Here is a 22,804-nt window from a genome sequence, read left to right as displayed (position 1 = left end):
CCTGCGCGTCCTGCCGGCCGAGGCGGACTCATGCTTATGCACGGAGGTTCTTCTCCCTTTTCCACGGAGATCCTTCTCCCGTCTTCAACGGAGATCCTTTTCCCGTCCGCGGTGCCGGGCGTGCAGGTCCGGGCAGGGACGCGCGACGGCCACGCGCACAGCCTGAGCAGGTTCGGGAGAGGAAGGGCGGACCTGGGGGCAGATGCGGAACGCGGTACCGCTTCCACCCACGGCCCGCAGCCAATCGTGTTGATCATCACGCTGTGTGGGAGTGATCGATTCCACTATCTTGCCGCTCGTGACTGCCTCTCAACTTCCGTACATACAAGGGATGTCAGCGGACTTCACTCGTATCCTGTTCGGTCCGCACGCAGAGCAGATCCACGAGCCCTGGAAGCGCCTGTTCGACGGCCCCCGGTTCGCCTTCCAGGAGGGCCTCAGCCCACAGGAGCGGACGGCGCTCTCGTACGAGCGACTCCACTTCGTCAACGAAGCGGTGGCGGACCCGGTCGGACTGGCGTCGGACATCGAGTCGCTCACGGCGATGCACGAGTGGGCCGGAGTGGTGGACGCCGGTATGGCGACGATCGCGAGCATCCACTGGAACCTCCACATCGGCAGTCTCCTCGACCACGACCCCGGCGGCCGGGACCTGTATCCGTACGCCCGCATGGAAAGCGTCGGGACGTTCCTGTGCACCGAGTCGGACCACGGCAACGACGCCGCATCCCTGGAGACGACCGCCACCTTCGACCCGGAGACGAGCGGCTTCGTCCTCGACACCCCGACCCCCGGCGCCTGCAAATGGATGCCGAACACCTCCGGCACCGGAGGCGCGAAGAACGCCCTCGTCGCGGCCCGCCTGCTGGTGGACGACACCGACCACGGCGTCTTCCTCTTCCTCACCCCCATCACCGACAGCACGGGCCGGCATCACCCCGGCGTGGAGGTACGGCCACTCCCGCAGACCGCCAGCGCGCCCGTCGACCACTGCGCGACGTCCTTCCACGGCGTACAGCTGCCCTTCACGGCCATGCTGCAGGGAGAACACGGACGCCTGTCTCGTGACGGCACGTTCACCAGCGTGCTGGGCAATCCACGCAAACGATTCCTCAGGTCGGTCCAGCGCGTCCACACCGGCAAACTCTGCATGAGCGCCTACAGCCTCGGCGTCACGCGCCACGCCCTGGCCGTCACCATGCGGCACTCCCACCGCCGGCTCACCTCGGGGATGACGACCGGCCGCAAGGTCTCCCTCATCGAGCACCGCAGCCACCACGCCTCACTGCTCTCCGCGGTCGCCACCACCTACGCCGCGACCTTGCTGCACCGCGACGTGGTGCAGCGATGGACGACAGGCGGCGAGGCCGAACGCGAGGAGACCGAGCGCCTGACGGCCGTGGCCAAAGCCTGGATCACCTGGCAGGCCAGGACGGTCATGACCGAATGCCGTGAGCGCTGCGGAGCACAAGGCCTGCTGCTCTCCAACGGCATCGCCTACCAGCTTGCGGCGAACGAGGGAACCGTGACCGCCGAGGGCGACAACCGCGTCATCTGGGTGAAGGCGGCCGGGGAGATGCTCATGGGCGGGTTCACCCCGACGCCCCCCTCCACGGTGCCCGCGGCCGGCCGCTGTCTGGACGACTCCGACCACCTGCAGGAACTGCTCGCGGACGTCGAGCGCATCTGGCACGGCAGGGCCCGCAGCCGACTGCGCAACGGACGCCGCGGCGACCCCCTCGCGCGGTGGAACGGAACCGTGACACCGGCCCTGCAACTCGTCGAAGCACACGTGCACCGCCTTGCCGCGCAGGCGCTGCTGGACGCCGCCGGCAAGGCCTCCGACTCCCGCGCCCGTGCCGTCCTCGGCCAACTGCACCGACTGTTCGCCCTGCGCCACGTGAAGGCACACAGCGGAGACCTGCTGGCCGCCGGCCGCATCACCCCGGACCACATCGACCAGCTGCCCGACACGGAGGAAGCACTCATCGAAGCCCTGGTGCCCCACGCCCTGCACCTCACCGAGGCCTTCGCCGTCCTGGAGGGCGTCATGGACGAACACCCGATACTGCGCCCCTCGACAACCGCAGCCGAAATGATCCCCGCATAACCGAAAACCCTCTACCCCAGCCCGCATGAGGCCCTCTACCCCAGCCCGAATGAGGCCCTCTGCCGCCACCGCACTCCGTCGTGGACCAGGAAGCACGCGCTGCCGACCGGGACCCGGCTCGCCGCGGCCGGGCCACCGGGCGAATCCGCCGAGGAACGCGAACGGCGCAGGGTGCGGCGGGTTCCGGGCGGCGGGTGACTCCGGCCGCCTGCGACCGTGGTGCCACCCGGCGCACACGAGCCGAGGCCTGCTCCGCCGACGGCTCGCCGAGCGGCGCTACTCGCCCGGCCTGAACCGACCTTCCGCCGGGTGCGCGAACGCCTCCACCGCGGTCTTCTTCCCGGCCGCCGTGCCCTCGAGCGCGAGCTGCCCGCCCATCACCCGCAGGTCCAGGCAGAAGCGCACCACGCCCCGCTGAGCCGTCAGGCCGTGGATGCGGGAGTCGATGTAGCCGAGCTCGTTCAGCTTCCGCCGGACCTGGAGAGCGGTGGGCTTGTTCAGGGCGGCCAGCGCCTGAGCGATGCGCTTGCCATGCGCACGGCCCTCACACACCTCCACCGCGTTCAGCCGGGGCGGCTCAGGCGTGGCAGCCGGGGACGGTACGTCCGTGGGCGCCTTCTCATCGACCGGCAGCGGCCCACTCGGCCTCGTGGGCGGACGCTCGGCCGGCCCCGGATCATCCGACTCCGCCGGCCCCGGACCATCCGGCTCCGCTGCCGCCGGATCCCCCGGCTTCGCCGACGCCGGAGCGTCCGGCACACACGGCGCACCCACCCGCTCCAGCATCTGCATGAACGAAACCTGCGCATCGGAACGGGGGCCGGCGAGTGCAGCCGCCGCCTGCGCATCCACGCTGTCTGCGGCGTCCCGCTGCCCCCCGCCGGCCTGCCCGCTCCCGCACGCAGTCAGCGCCACCACACCGAGCGCTGCCACCGCCGTACCCATGAGAACCCTGTTCAGCGTCATGGCCACACCCTCGGGCAACGGCCGGCCCGGACACATGAGTACAGCTACTCAGGCACCGGCGGCGGCGACAGCACCCCGCCCGCCAGACACGCAACGGCACGCGGTGTGGCCGGACCCCGGTCTCGCAGCGGCCCTTCCGACAGCCGCCCTGCTCCGCCCTGCAGCCGCCCTCCCTGCACCGCCCTGCACCGCCCTGCTCCGCCCTGCAGCCGCCCTCCCTGCTCCGCCCTGCAGCCGCCCTCCCTGCACCGCCCTGCACCGCCCTGCTCCGCCCTCCACCTCCCTGCACCGCCTTGCACCGCCCCCCTCGACGTGCCGTCCTGCCACTGCGGGCGCAGGATGGCTTCGGAAAGGGTCGCGTCCTGGAGAGGGATCCTCCAGCGGGATCCTGGAGAGGGCGGTCATGCACATAGCGGTGCTGGGAGCCACCGGTGCCCAGGGCGGCGCAGTCGTCAGTAGTCTGCTCGAAGCCGGACGGCAGGTTCGCGCCGTGGTCCGCAACCCGTCCGGCGCCCGTGCCCGTGCCCTGGAAGGCCTGGGCGTGGAGGTGGTCCATGGCGATCTGCGGGATGTGCCCTCACTGGTCGCCGCCTTTGACGGCATGGACGCCGCATTCGCGGTGACCACCCCGTTCGAGGAAGGCCCGCAGGCCGAGGTGGAGCAGGGGCTCACCGTCGTCGCGGCGGCCCGGCAGGCGGCGCTGCCGCACCTGGTGTTCTCGTCGGTCGCCTCGGCGGACCGTTCCACCGGAGTGCCCCACTTCGACAGCAAGCAACGGATCGAGCAGGCCCTGCGGCAGGAGAGCGACGACTGGACCATCGTCGCCCCGGCCTACTTCTACGACAACCTGCTCGGGGACGCGGCGAATCTGCGGGCCGGGCGGCTGCCCCTGCCGCTTCCGGTCGACCGCCCGCTCCAGCAGGTGGCCCGCCGCGATATCGGAGCCCTTGTCGCCGCTGTGGTCGACAACCGTACCGGGCACCTGGGACAGCGCATCGAGGTCGCCTCCGACGCGCCCTCACCCGCCCGCATGGCCGCAGCGCTCACTCGCTCGCTGGGGTGGCCGGTCGAGGCCGCGCAGACTCCACTGGACCTGCGGCGCCGCTCGGACGACGACATGGTCGCCATGTGGGCCTTCCTCAACGAAGAGGGCTATTCCATCGACATTGCGGAACTGCACGAGACGTATCCCGAGATTTCCTGGACATCGTTCGACGACTGGACCCGGCAACTCGCCTGAGCCGCACACCGGGCACGACTCCCGGAGACCGGGCCGGGGGCACATGCCGTCGCCGGCTGTCATCGACGCCAACGGGTTCTGACGGCATGGCCGATGTGGCCGATGCGCCTATCCGAGTGCCTTCCCGACGTCCCGCGAGCGAGAGGCGTACGGCGCGGGGTATGTCGTTTCGCGCGAGGTGCCCCGGGAGCCGTGAGGAGAACAGCGATGTACGCAGTGGTTCGGCGGTACGAAGGGGTGACCGACCCTGCCCAGGCGGGGCGCCGGGTGGACGAGGACTTCGTGCCTCTCCTGCGCCAGGTCCCCGGCTTCGTGGCCTACTACTGGATCGACGCCGGGGACGGGGTGATGGTCTCCACCAGCGTCTTCGAAGACCGAGCCGGGGCCGAAGAGTCGGTCAGGAGAGCGGCGGACTTCGTACGGGACAACCTCCCGTCACTGTTCCCGACCCCACCGCAGGTCACCGCCGGCCAGGTCGTGGCCGCCGGGTAGCGGCCCCCGGAGTGGCGCCGTGTCCCACGCCGTGACGTCTGCCGCGCCGGCGACCCGGGGGGCGGGGTGGCGCAGCGCTACGGCATACTGACGCCTCACCGCTGCAACAAAATGTTTAAGGAGGGGGATTTGGCAGCCTGCTTCAGGACGATCACCGAGGTGGGAGAGGCTCACCTTGCCCAGGCGGAGGCCCTGGGACGCGCCTTCCAGGAGGCGATCGCGCCCGCCACCGTCAACTACGACTTCGGCCACATCCGCGATGCCGCCGCCCTGCTTCCCGACAGCGACATCGTCAACATGGTCCGCGGCTGGGGTCTCCAGGAGGAGGCGCCGGTCCTGGTGATGGCGCTCTCCCTCAAGGAGGCGCTCCGCCAGGCGCTCCCGCCCGAGGCGGCTCAGGCATCGTTCTGGGACACGATCGAGCGTCACCTCCTGGATGCCTTCACCGGTCTCGCCGCGCAGGAGGGCGAACCGGGACTGGCCTACTACGAGGAGGGCCCGGAGCACACCAGCTACTACCGCGATCTCTTCTTCGCCCTCCAGGACGAGGAAGCCGGCGCGCACCTGTACGCCGTCGCCTTCTGCGCCGACGTCACCATCGGCTTCGGCAAGACCCGCGTGGGGACCCTGAGCCTCACCGACACCGCACCGTTCGCGGTCCGGCTCAACGCGATCGTCGTACGCCAGAAGCTCGCGAACGTGGCCTGACCTCCAGGCATCGCCCGCCGCGTGCTCGCAGGGCCGTCCGCCTACGTCCTGCGGCCGTTGCCCCACGGTCCCCACGACCAGTCACGGCCCGCCGTCCCGGGTCGCGAAGGTGCACATCACTGCCCGGCGCCGGCCCCCACCACGGCCGCCCCAGCCTCGCCGCCTGCGAGCCCCTCCTCTCCCTGCCCGACGCCGAAGTCTCCGGCCGTCGGCACCAAGTCCCGCCCAGCGCGAGGCCGCACAGCTCCCCCGAGCACACGAGCCGCCCCACCCACTCACCCGCGCGCCCACCCCCACGCAGCCCGCCCACCCCCACGCAGCCCACCAGCACGCCCGCCCACCCACTCGCACGCCGACACCCACTCGCACGCCGCCCACCCACACCCGCACGCCCCGACCCATCCACCCAGAGCCGCACCCCCACCCACACCCGCACCCCAGACCCACCCCCGCACCCCCGACCCACCCCCGCACACACCCCTGGAACCGTCCACCCCCCGTGCTCGTCTTGTGCGCTGATTGTGTGCGAAGCAGGAAAGCGGGGGACGTTGTGACGCGGAACGTGACGAAGGCCGGTCTCATGATGGTGGCCATGGCGACGGTGCTCGGCGCCTCGGCCTGCGGCGGGGAAGCCGGCGCGGCGGCCGGGGGAAGCGGCGGAAAGCTCCCCGCCCACGGCAAGGGAGTGTCCGCGGCGCCCTCCGGGGACAGTGCGCCCTCCGGGGACCGGGCGTCGTCCGGCCCGGCGTCGGCGTCGTCGGGCTCGGCACCGGCGTCGTCCGCCGCCGTGGAGAATCTGTCCGGGACCGCGGGAGCCGCGGCATCGGCCGTCACCCGGCACGTTCCGTGGAACCTCGACATCCTGGACCAGCGATCACGCCCGCTGAACGGGAAGTTCACCACCACCGCCACGGGCAAGGGCGTTCACGTCTACGTGATCGACACCGGGATGGACGTCACCCACAAGGAGTTCGGCGGACGCGCCCACCTCGGCGCCGACTTCGTGGGCCCGAAGGACTCCGGCGACTGCTTCAGCGAGACAGGAAGCGGCCACGGCACCTTCGTCGCGGGCATCATCGGCGGGACGAAGTACGGCGTGGCGCCCAAGGCGGAACTCGTACGGGTCCAGGGCGTCATGTGCGAGAGCGAGGGCGGCGGCTCCCCGTCGCAGGTCGAGGCGGCCCTGGTGAAGTCGGTCAAATGGGTCACCGCACACGCGCAGAAACCGGCGGTGGTGAACATGTCGCTCAACCTCGACCACCGGTCGCCGGCCCTGGAGTCCGCCGTGAAGAAGATGGTCGACGCGGGGATCCCGACGGTGGTGTCGGCCGGCAACTTCCATGACGACGCCTGCAAGCACTCCCCGGCCGGCGTCCCCGGCACGATCGTCGTGGCGGCCTCCACCTCGAACGACCGTGCCTGGAGCGACACCGGCTCCTACGGCTCCGGCCACGGACGGTGCGTGGACCTCTACGCGCCCGGCCAGAAGGTGACCGCCGCCCTCGCCGGCGGGGGTACGACCACGGAGGTCGACGGCGCGACGTCCTGGGCCGCGCCGCACGCGACCGGCGTGATCGCGCTGTACCTGTCGGCACACCCCCACGCCACGGCGAAGCAGGTCCACGTCTGGCTCGACCACACGGCCACCCGCGGTGTCGTGCGAGGCGTCCCCTCCGACACCCCCAACCGGCTGCTCAACACCGGCGGCCTCTGACCCGCCCGGCCGCCCCGAGAACGCCCCGCGAACCCGGCCGCGCCTCTCCGCGTCGAAGGAATGGAGCGGAACCACGACGACGGCCCCGTCTCATGGCGCTGGAGACGAGCGAGAGCGTAGTGCTGTACGCCTCCGTCACGGGGGCGAGAAGCGGCCCCTGCCCCACCAACATGATCGAACAGAGCGTGCAGGTCGAGCTGTCGAAGCCACTCGCCGACCGCCTCCTCCCGGACGCCTTCACCGGCCGCCCGGTGCCGTACGGAGATGTCCGCGGCTCCGCCGGGTGAACCGGTCGCTGTGTACCGGCGCGAGGTGGCGTGGGCGTCACCTTGCCTCTGTCCCGCAAAAGCGACGACGTCCACCCCGGCGCGTTCACCCGGCTCCGGGCCCGGCGATCACTACAGTTCCGTCCCATGACGACGGTCACGACGACGGTGACGACGCGCACGGTCGAGTACCCGGCCGACGGCCTGACGATGATCGGACACCTCGCGCTCCCGGCCGGTGACGACCGCCGGCCCGCGGTCCTGGTCGGGCCCGAGGGCACGGGGCTGAACGACTTCCAGCGCCGCCGGGCCGACACCCTGGCCGAGCTGGGGTACGTGGCGCTGGCCTTCGACATCAACGGCGGGCGCTGGTTCACCGACCCCGACGAGATGCTGGCCCACGCGCTCCCGCTGCTCGCCGACCCCGACCGGATAAGGGGCATCGGCCACGCGGCGCTCGACGTGTTGCGCGCCGAACCACGGACGGACCCCGACCGGATCGCCGGCGTCGGCTACGGCACCGGGGGCGCGATCCTGCTGGAACTCGGGCGCGCCGGCGTCGACCTCCGTGCGATCGGGACGGTCAACGCACTGACCACGGGCCGGCCGGGCGAGGCGGCGCGCATTCGCTGCCCGGTGTGGGCCGGGGTCGGTTCGCAGGACCCGATCATGCCGCCCGCGCAACGGGAAGCATTCACCGCCGAGATAGAGGCCGCGGGCGTCGACTGGCGCCTCGTGGTCTACGGCGGCGCCTTGCACGCCTTCCACCACCCGCCGGTCGACCACGCCGTGCGCCCCGGCGTCGGCTACCACCCACGGCACGCCCAGCGGGCCTGGCGCGACGTCGTCGCCCTGCTCGCCGAGTGCCTGCCCGTGACGGAGTGACCGGACCGGCAACCGCGATTCCGGGCCGCGGACCGGGTTGCCCGGTCACCACCGGCTATCGACAGGGTCGGGGCATGTGTGATCCCGGCCCTGTCGCAGATCACGCCCGAAGGAAGTGAACGGGCGTCAGGACACTCCGGCGACCGACCGAGGCGACACCATGTGGTCGATCAGGCCGTACTCCTTGGCCTCCGGGGCGGTGAAGATCTTGTCTCTCTCCACGTCCTTGGCGATCTGCTCCGGCGTTTGCAGCGTGTGTTTCACCAACACGTTCTCCATGAGCTGACGCAGCCGTTCGACCTCCGCCGCCTGGATCTCGAGGTCGGATATCTGGCCCTGGCTTCCCTCGTGGTACGGCTGGTGAATGAGTATCCGGGCGCTCGGCAGCGCCATCCGCTTCCCTGGCGTACCTGCGGCGAGAATCAATGCGGCGGCAGAGTTCGCCTGACCCAGACAGACGGTCTGGATCTCGGGCTTGACGAACTGCATGGTGTCATAGATAGCGGTGAAAGCCGTGAACGAGCCTCCAGGCGAATTGATATAGAGGGAGATATCCCGGTCCGGGTCCATGGCTTCCAGACAGAGCAGCTGCGCCATGATGTCGTTGGCCGACGTGTCGTCGACCTGGTTTCCGAGGAAGATCACCCGTTCGCTGAAGAGCTTGCCGTACGGATCCAGTTCTCTGGTTCCCTGCGTGGTGCGCTCCACGAAGCTCGGAACGACGTAGCGACCTGTCATGGGCAGGCCCCGGCCTTGAGACGAGTATTCAATCGGCTTCACTGAGCGCGACACCTCCATGCGGATGGGGTTTGTGGTCCCACCACGCGACCGTCAAGCAGACTTGCTCTGGAAGCCACCGGCGCCGGGCGCCCCCGTGGCATGGGTCATGATGTCGTCGATGAGGCCGTACTCCTTGGCCTCGGCGGGCGTGAACCAGTGGTCCCTGTCCGAGTCCTTGGTGATCTGCTCGAACGTCTGCCCCGAGTGCTGGGCGATCAGCTCGGCCATCTCCCGCTTCGTCTCGAGCAGTTGCTTGGCGTGGATCTTGATGTCCGTGACGGAACCCGCGAGCCCGGCCGACGGCTGGTGCATGAGGATCCTGGTGTGCGGCAGCGCGAACCGCTTCCCCGGAGTGCCGGCCGTGAGCAGGAACTGGCCCATGGACGCGCAGAACCCCATGGCGACGGTGACGACGTCGTTGCGGATGTACTGCATCGTGTCGTAGATGGCGAGACCGGCCATCACCGAGCCGCCGGGGGAGTTGATGTAGAGGTAGATCTCCTGCTCGGTGTCGGCGGCCAGCGTCAGCAATTGGGCTGTGATCTGGTTCGCGATTTCGTCGTCGACTTCCTTGCCCAGGAAAATGATGCGGTCGCTGAGCAGGCGATTGTAGATCTGGTCACCGAACGCGGCCCCGCCGTTGGGGCTGTAGGCATACGGTGCCATCGACGGTGCCGGGTGGTGGAACTTCGCGTCACTCATGTATTCCCCTTTTCTTGACCGAGCCCCAGGCGCCCCGGGGGAACTGCGTCGGGTAAGCGGTGGTCGAACTCGCCTCCCCCAGCCTCGTTTGAAGCTAACACGTTCACAGGCCACAGATCGCGGCTACGTCTACCGTTCGCTCAGAGCGGAGGCAGGCCCTCAACATCCCCTCGTATAAGGGGTGTTGAGGGTCCGGTTGCGACTTCCGTACGTAGCATGCAGTCTCGGACGAATAGCGATGCATTTCAGTCAGATGTCACCGTGCTTTGCTCGTCCTGAGTGTCCGTGGGCAGGGGCTTCGGCTCCGTCGGCCCGCGCGCCCGGCGGAGGTCGGCGGCGATGGTGCGGATGCCGGCCGAGCGGTCGTCGCGACCCGCCGCCAACCCCGTTTCCGCACCGTTCGGCGAAGTCCCTGTAGTCCGGTTTCAGGGGTTTTTTCCGAATCGGGAGGGTGGTACATCTGCCCACCGATTTGCTCAAGGGAAGGTTTTCGGCCTTGTAGACGACCGGGTTCCGGTCGTCCTGGGGGCTCCGGCAGCCTTAAGCGGAGGGATGCGGGAGGGAGCACCGCAAGATTCGCGCCACGGGCGGCGGGTCGGTGACCTGAGAGGTCTTGTGTGCCTCCCGAGTTTGTTGTTGCCTGTAGAAGCCAACGATGCAGGAGACCGTGGAGCGGCGACGCCACTCCCCCGATGCCGGCGTCGCTGGGTCAGGGGGCGTTCGCCGTGGAGGACGGTGCCCTACCGGCCCACACCTCGCCGAAGGCGACGACGTCGCCGCCGCGCTGGGCGCCTACGACGACGAAGGCCGCCCGCGCGCCCGCCGGATGCTGAAACAAGGCCTACTCCATGTCCACGATGGAGCAGCGGGAGGGCCGGCTGCGGACCACTTTTCCGCAGCGCCTACTCCCGTTGTCTGTCCCAAGCGGCCATCGACCGGCAGAACCGGACGAGGCTGGACTTCACCACGACTCGGCCGACGATGCGCACCCGAGGCCCGCGATACCGTGAAGGGGATCACCATGACCGAACCGTCGACGACCGCCATGGATGAGCTGTGGAAGCTGGTGTACACCAGCTTCCGGTTCCCGTACCTGCACGCCGCACTGCGCCTGAGACTGTTCACCGTGCTCAAGGAGCGGCCGGGCAGCACACTCGGCGAGATCGCCGGCGCGTTAGGACTGGAAGAACGCGCGGCTCACGTGCTGCTGCTGGGATGCAGCGCGTTCGAGCTGGTGCGCAAGGACGGCGACGGGTATCACAACACCGCCGCGACCGATCTCGTGGCGGGCGACCCGGACGGCTTCATGCCCGTCATCATCCGCTACACCCACGAGATGCTGTACCGGCCGATCGGCTGGCTCTACGAATCGCTCGTGAACAACGAAAACTTGGGGCTGCATCGCGAGCTGCTCGCCGGATCCACGGCGACCACTCTCTACGAGCGCCTCGCCGAGGACGAGAACCTCGAGAAGGTCTTCACCGCCATGATGGAGCACCAGAGCCGCTCGGTGGTGGAGGACCTCGTCAACGCCGTGGACTTCTCGTCGTACCAGCACGTCCTGGACGTCGGCGGGGGAACCGGGACCAACGCCATCGGCTTCGCTCAGCAATGGCCCGACCTCCAGGCGACCATCCTCGAACTGCCGAACGTGGCGAAGATGGCGAACGACCGGATCGCCGAGGCCGGCCTGTCCGAGCGGGTCCGCGCGGTCGGAACCGACGTCATGCAGGACGAGTTCCCCACCTCCCAGCACGACTGCGTCGTGTTCTCCCGGTTCCTCGAGATCTGGTCCCCGCAGCAGGTCCGCGACCTCTTCGCGAAGAGCTTCCGGGCCCTGGAACCCGGCGGTCACCTGGTGATCGTCGCCTGCGCCCAGGACGACGACGAGACCGGTCCCGCCCACGCCGCGTTCATGTCGGCGTACCTCCAGACGGTCGCGTCGCCCGAAGGCCGCATCTACACGCCGCAGGAGTTCGAGCGGTGGTACACCGAAGCGGGCTTCGAGCCGATGGACCGTCAGTATCCCGGGCGGTTCGACGTCATCCTCCGCGCCCGCAAGCCGGTGGCCGGCTGAGTCGTCGGCAGCCAGGGCACTGGGACGACGGCCGGCCGGGCGGGCACGTCTTTCTGCCGGGTGCCGGATGCTCCGTCGGTCTTCATGTTCGGCGCCGTCCACCTGACCTGCCACGACGACACCGGCGGGAACTGCGCCGCGAGGATCGCACGGCGGTCTGAAGCGTCCGCGGCGTGCCCTGTCGATGCCGGAACGGTGCCCGCTCCGCCCGATCGCCCACCCGGCACCGTTCGTGCCGGGCGCCAGGAGCGCTCTGCGCTCGTTTCCCGGAAGGCATCGTCGGACGGGCCCGCTCGATCGAAGCGGCTTGCCCAGGGCGCCCCGCTCGGAAGCGGCTTGCCCGGGCGGCTCGCTCAGAAGCGGCTTTCCTGAGCGGCTCACTCAGAGCGGCTTGCCCTGGCGGCTCGCCGCGGCAGTGGCGGACAGGGAAGCTCGAACGTAAGTTGTTGTAAATGCAACGGGGGCTAGTGTGAAATCACCGGACAAGTTAGCTGTTGTCACCGGCGGAACCAAGGGCATCGGACTCGCATTCAGTCACAGGCTCACCCGGATCGGATATCGGGTGGTCGCGACGTTTCGCAGTGACGAGGAGTCCGCGAACCAAGCCCTGCGTGAGATTCAGAAGGGCCTGTCAGTCGTCCGGTCGGACATATCCGACCCCGACGACGTGGCACAGTTGGCCGAACTCGTGCGCGCCGAGCACGGAATCCCGCAGGTGCTGGTCAACAATGCCGGGCTGAACATCGACCGGCCGGTTCTCGAGATCTCCGACTCGGACTGGCGCCGGGTACTGGACACCAATCTCTCGGGGCCCTTCTACCTGACCCGGGCGTTCGCCCCGCACATGTTGGAGGCCGGCGGCGGCTCCATCGTCAACCTCGGTGCGACCACGGCGATCCGCCCCCGCCTGAACGGTGCCAATTACTGTTCGAGCAAAGCGGGCCTGCTCCACCTGACCAAGTGTCTGGCCATGGAACTCGCGCCGAACATCCGGGTGAACTGCCTCATCCCGGGGATGATTGACACCGAGGAAATGCGGACCCGTTACCGCGTGGCCGAGCCGGAATACATGAATGCACTGCTGGACGAGATTCCGCAGCGCAGGATCGGCGCCACCGACGAGATGGCGGACGCGTTGGAATTCCTGGTGGGCGAAGGCGCCGCCTACATCACGGGCCAGAAGCTGATCGTGGACGGCGGCCAGTTCATGTGGTGATGGATTCGGCGATCACCTGAAGATCACGAATCATCACCTTCTGACATCACCAGCCATGAGGAAGAGGGACAAGGTCATGCGGTCACGCCTTGAGCGCTACCAGGAATTCTTGGAGCAGGAGTACCGCTCCGGCTTCACGAAGTCGGACGAGTACGATATATCCGGCATATCGGATGATCTCGTGAAACAAATGCGGGACGGCCGGTTCACCCGCATCGTGTTCAGCGGAATGGGCTGCTCGGCCATCGTGTCGGACGTGATCAGGGTCTTCTTCAACTCGATCAGGAGCGACCTCGAAGTTCATGTCTTCAACGACTACGACTTCGAGTACCTGATTCCGCGCTCCGTGATCGAGGACGACCGGACGCTCATCATCCTGAGTTCGTACAGCGGCCACTCCAACGAGCCGATCCGCGCCTTCCATTCGCTGCGCCGGATGCACGATCGGGTCCTGCTGCTCACCTCCGGCGGCCGGCTCGGCGAGCTGGGCGAGGAGAACGGGGTGTCCATCGCCCGCTGGACACTGAGCAAGCCGGACCGCGAATACCCGCTGTTTCACGTCGGCCAGTACTTCTCGATTCTGGTCGACATGTTCCTGAAACTCGGGCTCCTCGACGCGGACCACGGTCCCGAGGTCCGCGCCCTGGCCAAGACGCTGGAAACCGACTTCACACCGGCCCTGCGTGAGCTGGCCGCCGATGCCGCCGCCCGGAGCGAGAACGCCAACATCATCATGCTCGGGTCGCCCAAGTGGCACGAGAGCCTGCTCAAGCTCGCCAAGATGCACTTCAACGAGATCGCCATGGTGCCGGCGACGCGGAACTACTTCCACGAGTTCTGCCACAGCGAGGTGGCCACGCTCACCGACCCCGAACGCAGGCACAGCATTCTCATCTTCTCCGACCCGGAGGATGACGACTACACCCGGGCCAAGCGCAAGAACCTGGTGTCGCTGCTGACCGCGCCGATCCCGCAGAACGCGAACGTCACCGTGACCGAGATCGAGCTCGACCAGCCCACTTTCATGCGCCAGTACTTCACCGCGCTGGAATTCGTCCAGTACCTGACCCTCGATCTCGGAAAGGCGAGGGAGACGGAGTCACGCAATCTCATTTCCGAGGCGGCCGGAAACCCCTGGTACCACGGCAGCACCATCGCCGCGGAGAACGCTCGCTGAGGCATTCGTACAGCTCGGACACCGAAGGCAACCGCCGAGAAAAATGGAGCGATCGTGAAACTCCGGGGGCGCAACTCCCTCACGGCCTATCAGCAGGACATCTGGGCAGCGAACTCCCTCTTCCCGGACCTCCCGCAGTTCAACTGCTTCATCACCGACCGGTTCACCGGTGAGGTTGACGTCGACCTGCTCAAGGAGTGCCTGCGCCGTGCGGCCGACCGCAACGACGCGTTCCAGCTCCGGATCGACCCGGAGGACGGAACCCCGCGCCAGTGGGCCGAGCACGAGTCGTTCGACATCCCGACGATCGACCTCTCGGGAACGCCCGCGCCCCGCGCGGCCTGTGAGGCGTGGATCAAGGATGCGTTCGACGTCCCGTTCGAGGTGGAGCGCCGTCGGTTGTTCACGATCGCGGTCCTCAAGGAGCGCGAGGACGTCGTCCACGCCTACGTCAAGGTGCATCACATCGTCGCCGACGCCTGGGGCCTGAACCTGTTCATGTCCCAGGTCCGCGCCGAGTACGACCAGGTACGGCGGACCGGGCGCTTCGATGACCGGCCCACACCGTCGTACCTGGACTTCGTCGACGAAGAACGCCGCTACCGGGGTTCGGACGACCACGAGCAGGACCGGGCGTTCTTCCAGGAGCAGTTGACGGGCGTCGCCCCGGCCTTCTTCCACCGCGCCGCGCCGGCCGGCTCACGGCAGAGCGCCCGCCACAGCTTCCTGCTCGAACGCTCCCTCATCGAACGCATACGCGAGCGCGGGCATTCGGTCTTCGCGTACGTCGCCGGCGCCTTCGCCGTCTACCTCTCCCGGATCCACGGCAGCGACGAGGTCGTTCTGGGCGTGCCGCTGCTGAACCGGCCCACCGCCGGGCAGAAACAGACCGTCGGCCACTTCGCCAACACCCTGCCGCTGCGGGTGACTCCCGACGCGAACCGCACGATGAGCGAACTGGTCGCCGGGGTGCAGACCGCCACCCGGGCACTCAAATCCCACGAGCGATTCTCACTGGGAGACCTGCTGCGCTCGGTACCGCTCCAGGACAGCGGCCCCAAGCGGCTGTTCGACACCACCATCGCCTACCTGCGCTGGCCCAGCCCGCTCGACGTACAGGGCGTGGCGTACGAGACCGTCGTACAGGCCCGCGCCCACGACGACGACGTACTGGCCGTCGTCGTCAACGAACTGGACGACGTCAGCGACGTCCTGGTCGACATGGACTACGCCCTCGACGTCTTCGACGCGGATTTCCCCATCGCATCGGTGGCCACCCACATCGAGGCGATCCTCAAGGGCACCCTCGCCCAGGCGGACCGCCCGCTGTCGGAGATCCCCATGATCGGCGACGCCGAGCGCGCCGCCCTGATCGCCACGGGCAGCGGCCCGGTGACCGGCTACTCCGAGGACACCACGGTCCACGCGCTCTTCGAGCAGCAGGCGGCCAGGACACCCGACCGGCCGGCCGTCGTCACGGACGACCCCGACCGGTCGTTGACCTTCGCGCAGCTGGACGCCTGGGCGAACCACGTCGCGCACCAGCTGCGCGGCGACGGCGTGACCGCCGGCGACCGGGTGGCCGTGGTGGCCGAGCGCGGCCCGCAGCTGATCGCGGCCGTCCTCGGGGTGCTCAAGGCAGGCGGCGCGTACGTACCGGTCGACCCGAGCCACCCCACGGAACGGGTCAGGTTCCTGCTGGCCGACAGCGGGGCGAAGTCCGTGCTGCTGGGCAGCACCGTGTCCGCTTCCCTGGTCGGCGATGCGGTACCCGTACGGCGCCTGGACACCACCGCGCAGGCCGCGCCCGCGCCGCCCGGACCCGCCGGCGGCCCCCGTGACCTCGCGTACGTCATCTACACCTCGGGCTCCACCGGACGGCCCAAGGGCGTGCAGGTCGAGCACCGCTCCGTGGTGAACCGGCTGGAATGGATGCAGCGCGGCTACCCGGTCGGCGGCGGCGACGTCCTCCTCCAGAAGACACCGGTGACCTTCGACGTCTCCGTGTGGGAGCTGTTCTGGTGGGCGATCACCGGCGCCGGACTCGCGCTGCTCCCGCCCCGGGGCGAGCGGGACCCCGGGGTCATCCTCGAGACGGTCAAGGCACACCGGGTGAGCGTGGCCCACTTCGTGCCCTCGATGCTCGGACCCTTCCTCGACCTGCTCGAAGAGACTCCGGCGCTCCTGGACGACATCGCGTCCCTGCGCCTGGTGTTCTGCAGCGGCGAGGCACTGACACCCGCTCAGGTGAACCGCTTCAACCGGGTCTTCGCCGCGGCCGGCGCCCCGGCACCCCGGCTGGTCAACCTCTACGGACCGACCGAGGCCACGGTCGACGTCACGTACCACGACTGCCCGGACGACGCGGCCGGGACGGTACGGCGGATACCGATCGGGCGGCCGATCGACAACATCCGCCTCTACGTGGTCGGGGCACACGGCGACCTGCAGCCCACCGGGGTGCCCGGTGAACTGTGCATCGCGGGCGTGGGCGTGGCCCGCGGCTACCTGGACCGGCCCGAACTGGACTCGGCGGTGTTCGTGCCCGACCCGTTCACACCCGGCGGCCGGATGTACCGGACCGGGGACCGGGCGCGATGGCTCGCCGACGGCACCCTCGAATACCTGGGCCGTCTGGACGACCAGGTCAAGATCCGGGGAAACCGGGTGGAGCTGGGCGAGGTACGCGACCGCCTGGCGGCCTTCCCGGGCGTCCGGGACGCCATCGTCGTGGACCGGAACACACCGGCCCGCGGCGTCCACCTGGTGGGCTACTACGTCGCGGACGAAGAAGTGCCGCTCGCGGACCTCCGGGCCCGGCTCCTCGAGTCGCTGCCGGAGTTCATGATCCCGGCGTTCTTCGTACGGATCGACCGGATCCCGCTCACCGCCAACGGCAAGGCCGACCGGCGGCGGCTGCCCGCTCCCGCCGTGGAGACGGACACCAAGACCGCGGCGCCGGCCAACGAGACCGAGGCGAAGATCGCCGCGGCCTGGTCGGCCGTCCTCGAAACCGACGTGATCGGCGTCGACCAGGACTACTACTCCCTGGGCGGCGACTCGATCATGATGCTCCGCATCCAGGCCGAGGCACGGCGCGCGGGCGTCCACTTCACCCTGGCCGACATGGTCCGCAACCCCACCGTGGCGGGACTCGCCGCGGCCGCGACCACCGCGCCGACGGACGGGCAGGACGCCCCGCTGGAGCCGTTCGCACTGGTGTCCGGAGTCGACCGCGCGCGGCTGACCGGCCTGGCGGACGCCTATCCGGCGACACGGCTGCACCTCGGTCTGCTCTACCACAGCCGGGAACGCGAGAGGACGGCCGTCTACCACGACGTCTTCCGCTACTCCCTCAAGACGGTCTGGAACGAGGAAGCGCTGCGCCGCGCCTTCGACAGCCTGGTCCGGCGCCACCCGGTCCTGCGCTCCGCATTCGACCTGGGCGGATACTCCGAACCCCTGCAACTCGTCCACCGGGAGGCCGACGGCGGACTGCAGATCGTGGACCTGCGCCACCTCGGCGACCAGGAGGCACAGGCCGAGGTCGACCGGCACGTCCAAGAAAGGCGGTACCACGAGTACCGGCTGGACCGCCCGCCGCTGTACCTGTTCCGCGCGCACGTCCTGAACGGCTCCGTGGAACTGGTGTTCAGCTTCCACCACGCGATCCTGGACGGCTGGAGCGTGGCCACCCTCGTCCGCGAACTGCTCCAGGACTTCCTCCACAACGCCGGACAGCCCGTCGCCGCCGTCCCGTCCGGACAGCTGCCGTCCCCCGCCCTCTACGTGCGCGAGGAACGGCGAGCCCTCGCCTCCGAGCCCACCAGGCGCTACTGGCAACGGCTGCTCGCCGGCGCCGAACTGGTCCAGCTCGACGGATTCCGGCCGTACGAGCCCGCAGGCGACGAGGAACTCATCGTCCACCACGTGGAACTGCCGGACGGCCTCGGCACCAAGGTGCGCCTCCTCGCACGCGCCCACGGCCTGCCGGTCAAATCCCTGCTGCTCGCGGCGCACTGCCTGACCCTGCGCCTGTTCTCCGACACACGGGACATCACCACCGGCCTGGTCACCGGCGGCCGGCCGGAGCAGGCCGGCGCCGAACGGATCACCGGACTCTTCCTCGAGACGCTGCCGCTGCGCCTCGACACCCAGCCGCGTACCTGGCTGGACTCGGCGCGCGAGGTCTACCAGCAGGAGCGCGACAGCCATCCGCACCGGCACTACCCGCTCAGCGCGATCCAGGAGGACCGGGGCGGGGACGTCATCTTCGAGACGGCCTTCAACTACGTCCACCTGCACGTCCTCACCTCGCTCTTCGAGGACACCGGCATGGCGCTGACCGACTTCAGGACCTGGGAGGAGACGAACTTCAAGCTCCTGGTCAACGCGGTGGTCGACCCGGTGGACGAACGGCTCTGGCTGCGCATGGACTGCGACGGACGCACCTTCTCCCGGTCACAGGCGCAGAGCATCGGCCGGACGTATCTCGCCGTCCTGGAGCGGATGACCGAACACCCCGACGCGGACGTGGACTTCGCCTTCCTGTGCGATCCGCGGGCCGAAGCGGCACTGCGGGCCGGCTCCGCCCCCGGCACCGGCAAGGACACGCCCGAGAACGTCATCCGGCGCATCGACGAACACGTCGCGCGGACTCCGGACGCGGTGGCCGTCTCCTGCGGATCACGGCAGTGGACGTACGCCCAGCTCGACGAGGCCGCCGACCGGATAGCCCGCGGCCTGATCGGCGCCGGAGCCCGGCCCGGATCGACCGTCGGCATCGCCATGGACCGTTCACCCGAAACGCTGGCCACCGTGCTCGGCGTCGGGAAGGCCGGCGCCACCTGCGTCCCGCTCGACGTCAGCTATCCGCCGGGCAGGCTCGCGGCGATGGTCACCCAGGCCGACCCGTTGCGGATCATCACGCACAAGACGCACGCGCACCTCTTCGAGGACTCCTCCCGGCTGCTGTCCGTGGACGACCTGCTCGCCGCCGAGCCGGAACCCGGCGGCCCGGAACTGCCGGACATCACCGGCGAGACCGTCGCCTACCTGCTGTTCACCTCCGGATCCAGCGGCGAGCCCAAGGGCGTCGAACTCCCGCACCGGGTCCTCGCCAACTACATGCAGTGGCAGATCCCCTCCGCCAGCGGCGCGGCGGGCGGCAAGACCCTTCAGTTCGCTCCGCTGAGCTTCGACGTCGCGTTCCAGGAGATCTACTCCACCCTGTGCGGCGGCGGCACCCTGCAGCTGCTCTCCGAGGAGGAGCGGCGCGACATGCCGGCGCTGCTGCGTCTGCTGGACCGCGAGGAGGTGGAGCGGGCCTTCATGCCGTGCGTCGCGCTCCAGCAGCTCGCGGAGACCTCCCAGGCACTCGGCATCCGGCCCCGCGCGCTGCGGGTCGTGATCTCCTCCGGCGAGCAGCTGCGCCTCACCGACGAGATCCGGCGGTTCTGCGCCGCACTGCCGGGCACCGTGCTGGAGAACCAGTACGGGCCGACCGAGACGCATCTGCTCACCCATCACACGATGACCGGCGACCCCGCCGGCTTCCCCGACCTGCCACCCATCGGCACACCGATCGACGGGATCGAGATCCACCTGCTCGACGGGCTGATGCGGCCGGTGCCGCCGGGCGCGAAGGGGGAGATCTACGTCGGCGGGGTCTGCCTGGCCCACGGTTACCGCAACCGGCCCGACCTCACCGAGCAGCGCTTCGTACCGCATCCCTCCGGCGAACCGGGCGCCCGCCTCTACCGCACCGGAGACCTGGCCAGGGTCATGCCCGACGGAAACCTCGTGTGGCTCGGCCGCGCCGACTCCCAGGTGAAGGTGCGCGGCTTCCGGGTCGAACTCGCCGAGGTGGAGATCGCGATCGCCAAACTCGCCGAGGAGCAGCCCGGCATCCGCGAGGCCGCGGTGGTGGCCCGGCGCCGGGAAGGCGGCGACGCGTTCCTCGCGGCGTTCCTCGTCGGGGACGCGGCGGCCGTGGACCTGGACGAGGTACGGACCCGCCTGCGCACGGTGCTGCCCGACTACATGGTGCCCTCGCACCTGCAGTGGCTGCCGCGCTTGCCCCTGACGCCCAGCGGCAAGCGGGACGACGCGCTGCTGCGCCGTATGCCGCTCGCCGTGCCGGCCGCCGACGCCGCCCCGCCGCGCGACGAGCACGAGAAGGCGCTGGTGGGCATCCTGTCGGAACTGCTGGAACTGCCCACCGTCGGGGTGCGGGACAACTTCTTCGACATCGGCGGTACCTCGCTGACCGCGATGCGGCTGGTGATGACGATCGAGAAGCGGTACGGCGTGAGCGTCCCGCTCTCCGCGTTCGTCGCGGCGCCGACCGTGGCCGGGCTCGCGGAACGCATGCGGGCCGGGGACGCGGCGGCCGAGTTCGACCCCGTCGTGCCGATCCGCACCCAAGGCAGCAAGCCACCACTGTTCCTGGTCCACCCGCTCGGCGGCCACGTGCTGTGCTACGTACGCCTCGCCCGCCACCTGCCCGAAGACCAGCCCGTCTACGCGCTGCAGGCTGCCGGAACCGTCCCCGGCACGCAACCGCTCAGCTCCGTCCCCGAGCTGGCCGACAGCTATCTGAAGGCGATCCGCCGGGCGTGCCCCGACGGCCCGTACGTCATCGGCGGCTGGTCGTTCGGCGGCTTCATCGCCTTCGAGATGGCGCGTCAGCTGCGGCGCACCGATCCGGAAGCCCTCCAGGGCACCGTGCTGATCGACCCGATCTTCGTCGAGCAGGCAGAGCGGCCCGATGTCGCCGACCACTCGCTGCTGGAGTGGTTCTTCTGGGAGCTGCTGTGGGCGGGACGCGACGCGACCGCGCCGGTGATCTCACTGCCGGACGGACTGGACGAGGAGGCCCAGTTCGGCTTCATCGTCGAACACGCCACACAGGCAGGCGTACTGCCCGCGGGCAGTTCACGCACCACCGTGCGCCGCCTGTTCGCGATGTTCAAGGCGCACTGGCAGGCGATCCTCTCCTACCAGCCCGCACCGGGCGACGAGGACCTGGTGCTGCTGCGCGCCACCGCGGAACTGCCGGACATCCTCCGGCCGATGCACCGAGCCGCACGAACCCTGCACGAGGACCCCACCAACGGCTGGGGAGCCCTGACCACCGGCCGGCTCCAGGTGGTGGACGTTCCCGGCGACCACCTCGTCCTCCTCGAAGAACCGCACGTGAACGTCATCGCCCGGAAAGTCGCAGAAGCGGTGGCGGGCCACCCCGGCCCGCGCCCGGCCGATAGGAGTGGGAAATGACGCGGCACACCACACACAAGGCCCTCGTCATCGGGGCCGGGATCGGCGGACTGGCCGCCGCCGCCACGCTGCGCCGGGTCGGTGTCGAGGTACAGATCTTCGAACGGGCTCCCGAACTGCGTCCAGGCACCACGGCGGTCTCCCTGATGTCCAACGCCATCCTGGCGTTGCGCTCCCTGGACATCGACATCGCCCCCGGTCTGGACAAGCGCGGTGAGGTCTTCGACGAGCTGAAGTTCCTCACCAAGCGCGGCCGGCCGATCAGGGCGCTTCCGTTCCGTGCACTCGCGGACCGGCTGGGCGCGTCGAACTACGCCGTTCACAGGGCCGATCTCCAGCAGACCCTGCTGGACGCCATCGGAGGCGAACAGGCCATCGAACTGAACGCCACCGCCACGGGGTTCGTCACCGGAGACGACGGCGTCGAGGTGACCTTCGAGGACGGCCGGAAGGCCGCCGGCGACATCCTGATCGGCGCGGACGGCTTCAACTCCGCGATCCGCCGGCAGGTGGCGGGCGCCGACCGGCCACGACCCGGCAACTACGTGTGCTGGCTGGCGACGGTGCCCTTCAGCCACCCACGGATGACCAAGGGCTACGCCGCCCACTACTGGGGGCGGGGCCAGCGCTTCGGCCTCGCCGACATCGGCCACGGCCGTGCGTACTGGTGGGGAACGAAGAACGTCCCCGCCGGGACCTCCCCGAGCCGGAGGACCGGCAAGGAGGAGATCGCCGGCCTCTTCGCCGGCTGGGCCGACGAGGTACGGGAGGCGATCCGGGTCACCCCCGAGGAGACGATCGTCAGGATCACCGCCCAGGACCGCCCGTTCCTGCAGCGATGGGGCACCGGACGCATGACCCTGCTCGGGGACGCGGCGCACCCGATGCTCGTGAGCCTCGGCCAGGGCGCGGCGCTCGCCATCGAGGACGCCGTCGTCCTCGCCGAGCACCTCAGAGAGGCAACGGACCTGCCCTCGGCCCTGCGCGGCTACGAGGGCCAGCGCCGGCCCCGGACCGAGGCACTGGTCGCCGCGGCCCGTGCGCTCAGCGAGACCGAGCAACTGGAGGGCCCGATCTCCTCCCGGATGCGCGACCTCTACTTCCGGTTCGCACCCATGTCCAAGTTCACCAGCCAGAACGAAGCGGTCCTCACCTGGCCCCCGCTGGGATGACCACGCCCCATGTCCGCTGAT

The 22,804-nt window shown here is 69.5% G+C and carries 16 protein-coding genes; 12 read left to right on the top strand and 4 right to left on the bottom strand.

Going from position 1 to position 22,804, the window contains the following annotated elements:
- The first annotated feature begins 331 nt into the window (after nt 1–331).
- Nucleotides 332–2,110 (top strand): acyl-CoA dehydrogenase family protein, encoded by a 1,779-nt coding sequence (locus ACZ4SF_RS37175; RefSeq protein WP_468393314.1) that lies wholly within the window; start codon nt 332–334, stop codon nt 2,108–2,110.
- 276 nt (nt 2,111–2,386) lie between these two features.
- On the opposite strand, the gene ACZ4SF_RS37170 is transcribed toward ACZ4SF_RS37175, so the two are convergent.
- Nucleotides 2,387–2,668 carry a hypothetical protein gene (locus ACZ4SF_RS37170; protein WP_468393312.1) on the bottom strand — a complete coding sequence of 94 codons (282 nt, stop codon included), beginning with the start codon at nt 2,666–2,668 and terminating at the stop codon, nt 2,387–2,389.
- An 811-nt stretch (nt 2,669–3,479) separates the two neighbouring features.
- Between ACZ4SF_RS37170 and ACZ4SF_RS37165 the strand changes: the two genes are divergently transcribed.
- The 6 genes from ACZ4SF_RS37165 to ACZ4SF_RS37140 all read left to right on the top strand — a co-directional run bounded on the left by ACZ4SF_RS37165 (nt 3,480) and on the right by ACZ4SF_RS37140 (nt 8,381).
- Nucleotides 3,480–4,316: an NmrA/HSCARG family protein gene (locus ACZ4SF_RS37165; protein ID WP_468393310.1), complete on the top strand. Its 837-nt coding sequence runs from the start codon at nt 3,480–3,482 to the stop codon at nt 4,314–4,316.
- Between the two features lie 207 nt (nt 4,317–4,523).
- The gene (locus ACZ4SF_RS37160; protein ID WP_468393308.1) at nt 4,524–4,808 is read left to right on the top strand and encodes a hypothetical protein; all 285 of its coding nucleotides are present in this window, start codon (nt 4,524–4,526) and stop codon (nt 4,806–4,808) included.
- 129 nt (nt 4,809–4,937) lie between these two features.
- On the top strand, nt 4,938–5,516 hold the full coding sequence (locus tag ACZ4SF_RS37155) for a Type-2Aa cytolytic delta-endotoxin (protein WP_468393306.1): 579 nt from the start codon (nt 4,938–4,940) through the stop codon (nt 5,514–5,516).
- Between the two features lie 592 nt (nt 5,517–6,108).
- Nucleotides 6,109–7,230, top strand: a complete 1,122-nt coding sequence (locus ACZ4SF_RS37150; RefSeq protein WP_468393304.1) for a S8 family peptidase — start codon at nt 6,109–6,111, stop codon at nt 7,228–7,230.
- Between the two features lie 92 nt (nt 7,231–7,322).
- Entirely contained in the window at nt 7,323–7,517 is a 195-nt protein-coding gene (locus tag ACZ4SF_RS37145; protein ID WP_468393302.1) for a hypothetical protein, read from the top strand.
- Nucleotides 7,518–7,643: 126 nt separating this feature from the next.
- On the top strand, nt 7,644–8,381 hold the full coding sequence (locus ACZ4SF_RS37140) for a dienelactone hydrolase family protein (RefSeq protein WP_468393300.1): 738 nt from the start codon (nt 7,644–7,646) through the stop codon (nt 8,379–8,381).
- 126 nt (nt 8,382–8,507) lie between these two features.
- Here the strand turns inward: ACZ4SF_RS37140 and ACZ4SF_RS37135 are convergent, their stop codons facing one another.
- The 3 genes from ACZ4SF_RS37135 to ACZ4SF_RS37125 form a co-directional block, all read right to left on the bottom strand.
- Nucleotides 8,508–9,119 carry an ATP-dependent Clp protease proteolytic subunit gene (locus tag ACZ4SF_RS37135; RefSeq protein WP_468393345.1) on the bottom strand — a complete coding sequence of 204 codons (612 nt, stop codon included), beginning with the start codon at nt 9,117–9,119 and terminating at the stop codon, nt 8,508–8,510.
- A gap of 93 nt (nt 9,120–9,212) precedes the next feature.
- On the bottom strand, nt 9,213–9,827 hold the full coding sequence (locus tag ACZ4SF_RS37130; protein WP_468393343.1) for an ATP-dependent Clp protease proteolytic subunit: 615 nt from the start codon (nt 9,825–9,827) through the stop codon (nt 9,213–9,215).
- Between the two features lie 745 nt (nt 9,828–10,572).
- Nucleotides 10,573–10,701: a hypothetical protein gene (locus ACZ4SF_RS37125; protein ID WP_468393298.1), complete on the bottom strand. Its 129-nt coding sequence runs from the start codon at nt 10,699–10,701 to the stop codon at nt 10,573–10,575.
- 183 nt (nt 10,702–10,884) lie between these two features.
- Here ACZ4SF_RS37125 and ACZ4SF_RS37120 point away from each other — a divergent pair, with 183 nt between their 5' ends.
- The 5 genes from ACZ4SF_RS37120 to ACZ4SF_RS37100 all read left to right on the top strand — a co-directional run bounded on the left by ACZ4SF_RS37120 (nt 10,885) and on the right by ACZ4SF_RS37100 (nt 22,783).
- Entirely contained in the window at nt 10,885–11,940 is a 1,056-nt protein-coding gene (locus tag ACZ4SF_RS37120) for a methyltransferase (RefSeq protein ID WP_468393296.1), read from the top strand.
- 469 nt (nt 11,941–12,409) lie between these two features.
- On the top strand, nt 12,410–13,156 hold the full coding sequence (locus tag ACZ4SF_RS37115; RefSeq protein WP_468393294.1) for an SDR family NAD(P)-dependent oxidoreductase: 747 nt from the start codon (nt 12,410–12,412) through the stop codon (nt 13,154–13,156).
- Between the two features lie 76 nt (nt 13,157–13,232).
- Nucleotides 13,233–14,333: an SIS domain-containing protein gene (locus tag ACZ4SF_RS37110; RefSeq protein WP_468393292.1), complete on the top strand. Its 1,101-nt coding sequence runs from the start codon at nt 13,233–13,235 to the stop codon at nt 14,331–14,333.
- A gap of 54 nt (nt 14,334–14,387) precedes the next feature.
- Entirely contained in the window at nt 14,388–21,611 is a 7,224-nt protein-coding gene (locus tag ACZ4SF_RS37105) for an amino acid adenylation domain-containing protein (protein ID WP_468393290.1), read from the top strand.
- On the top strand, nt 21,608–22,783 hold the full coding sequence (locus tag ACZ4SF_RS37100) for an FAD-dependent monooxygenase (RefSeq protein WP_468393288.1): 1,176 nt from the start codon (nt 21,608–21,610) through the stop codon (nt 22,781–22,783). The genes ACZ4SF_RS37105 and ACZ4SF_RS37100 overlap by 4 nt, the downstream gene beginning before the upstream one ends.
- The last annotated feature ends 21 nt before the right edge of the window (nt 22,784–22,804 follow it).

This window comes from Streptomyces sp. NPDC027663 (assembly GCF_055566415.1).
Note: the sequence above shows the minus strand (reverse complement) of the source record. Positions and strands in the feature narration are given on the sequence as shown.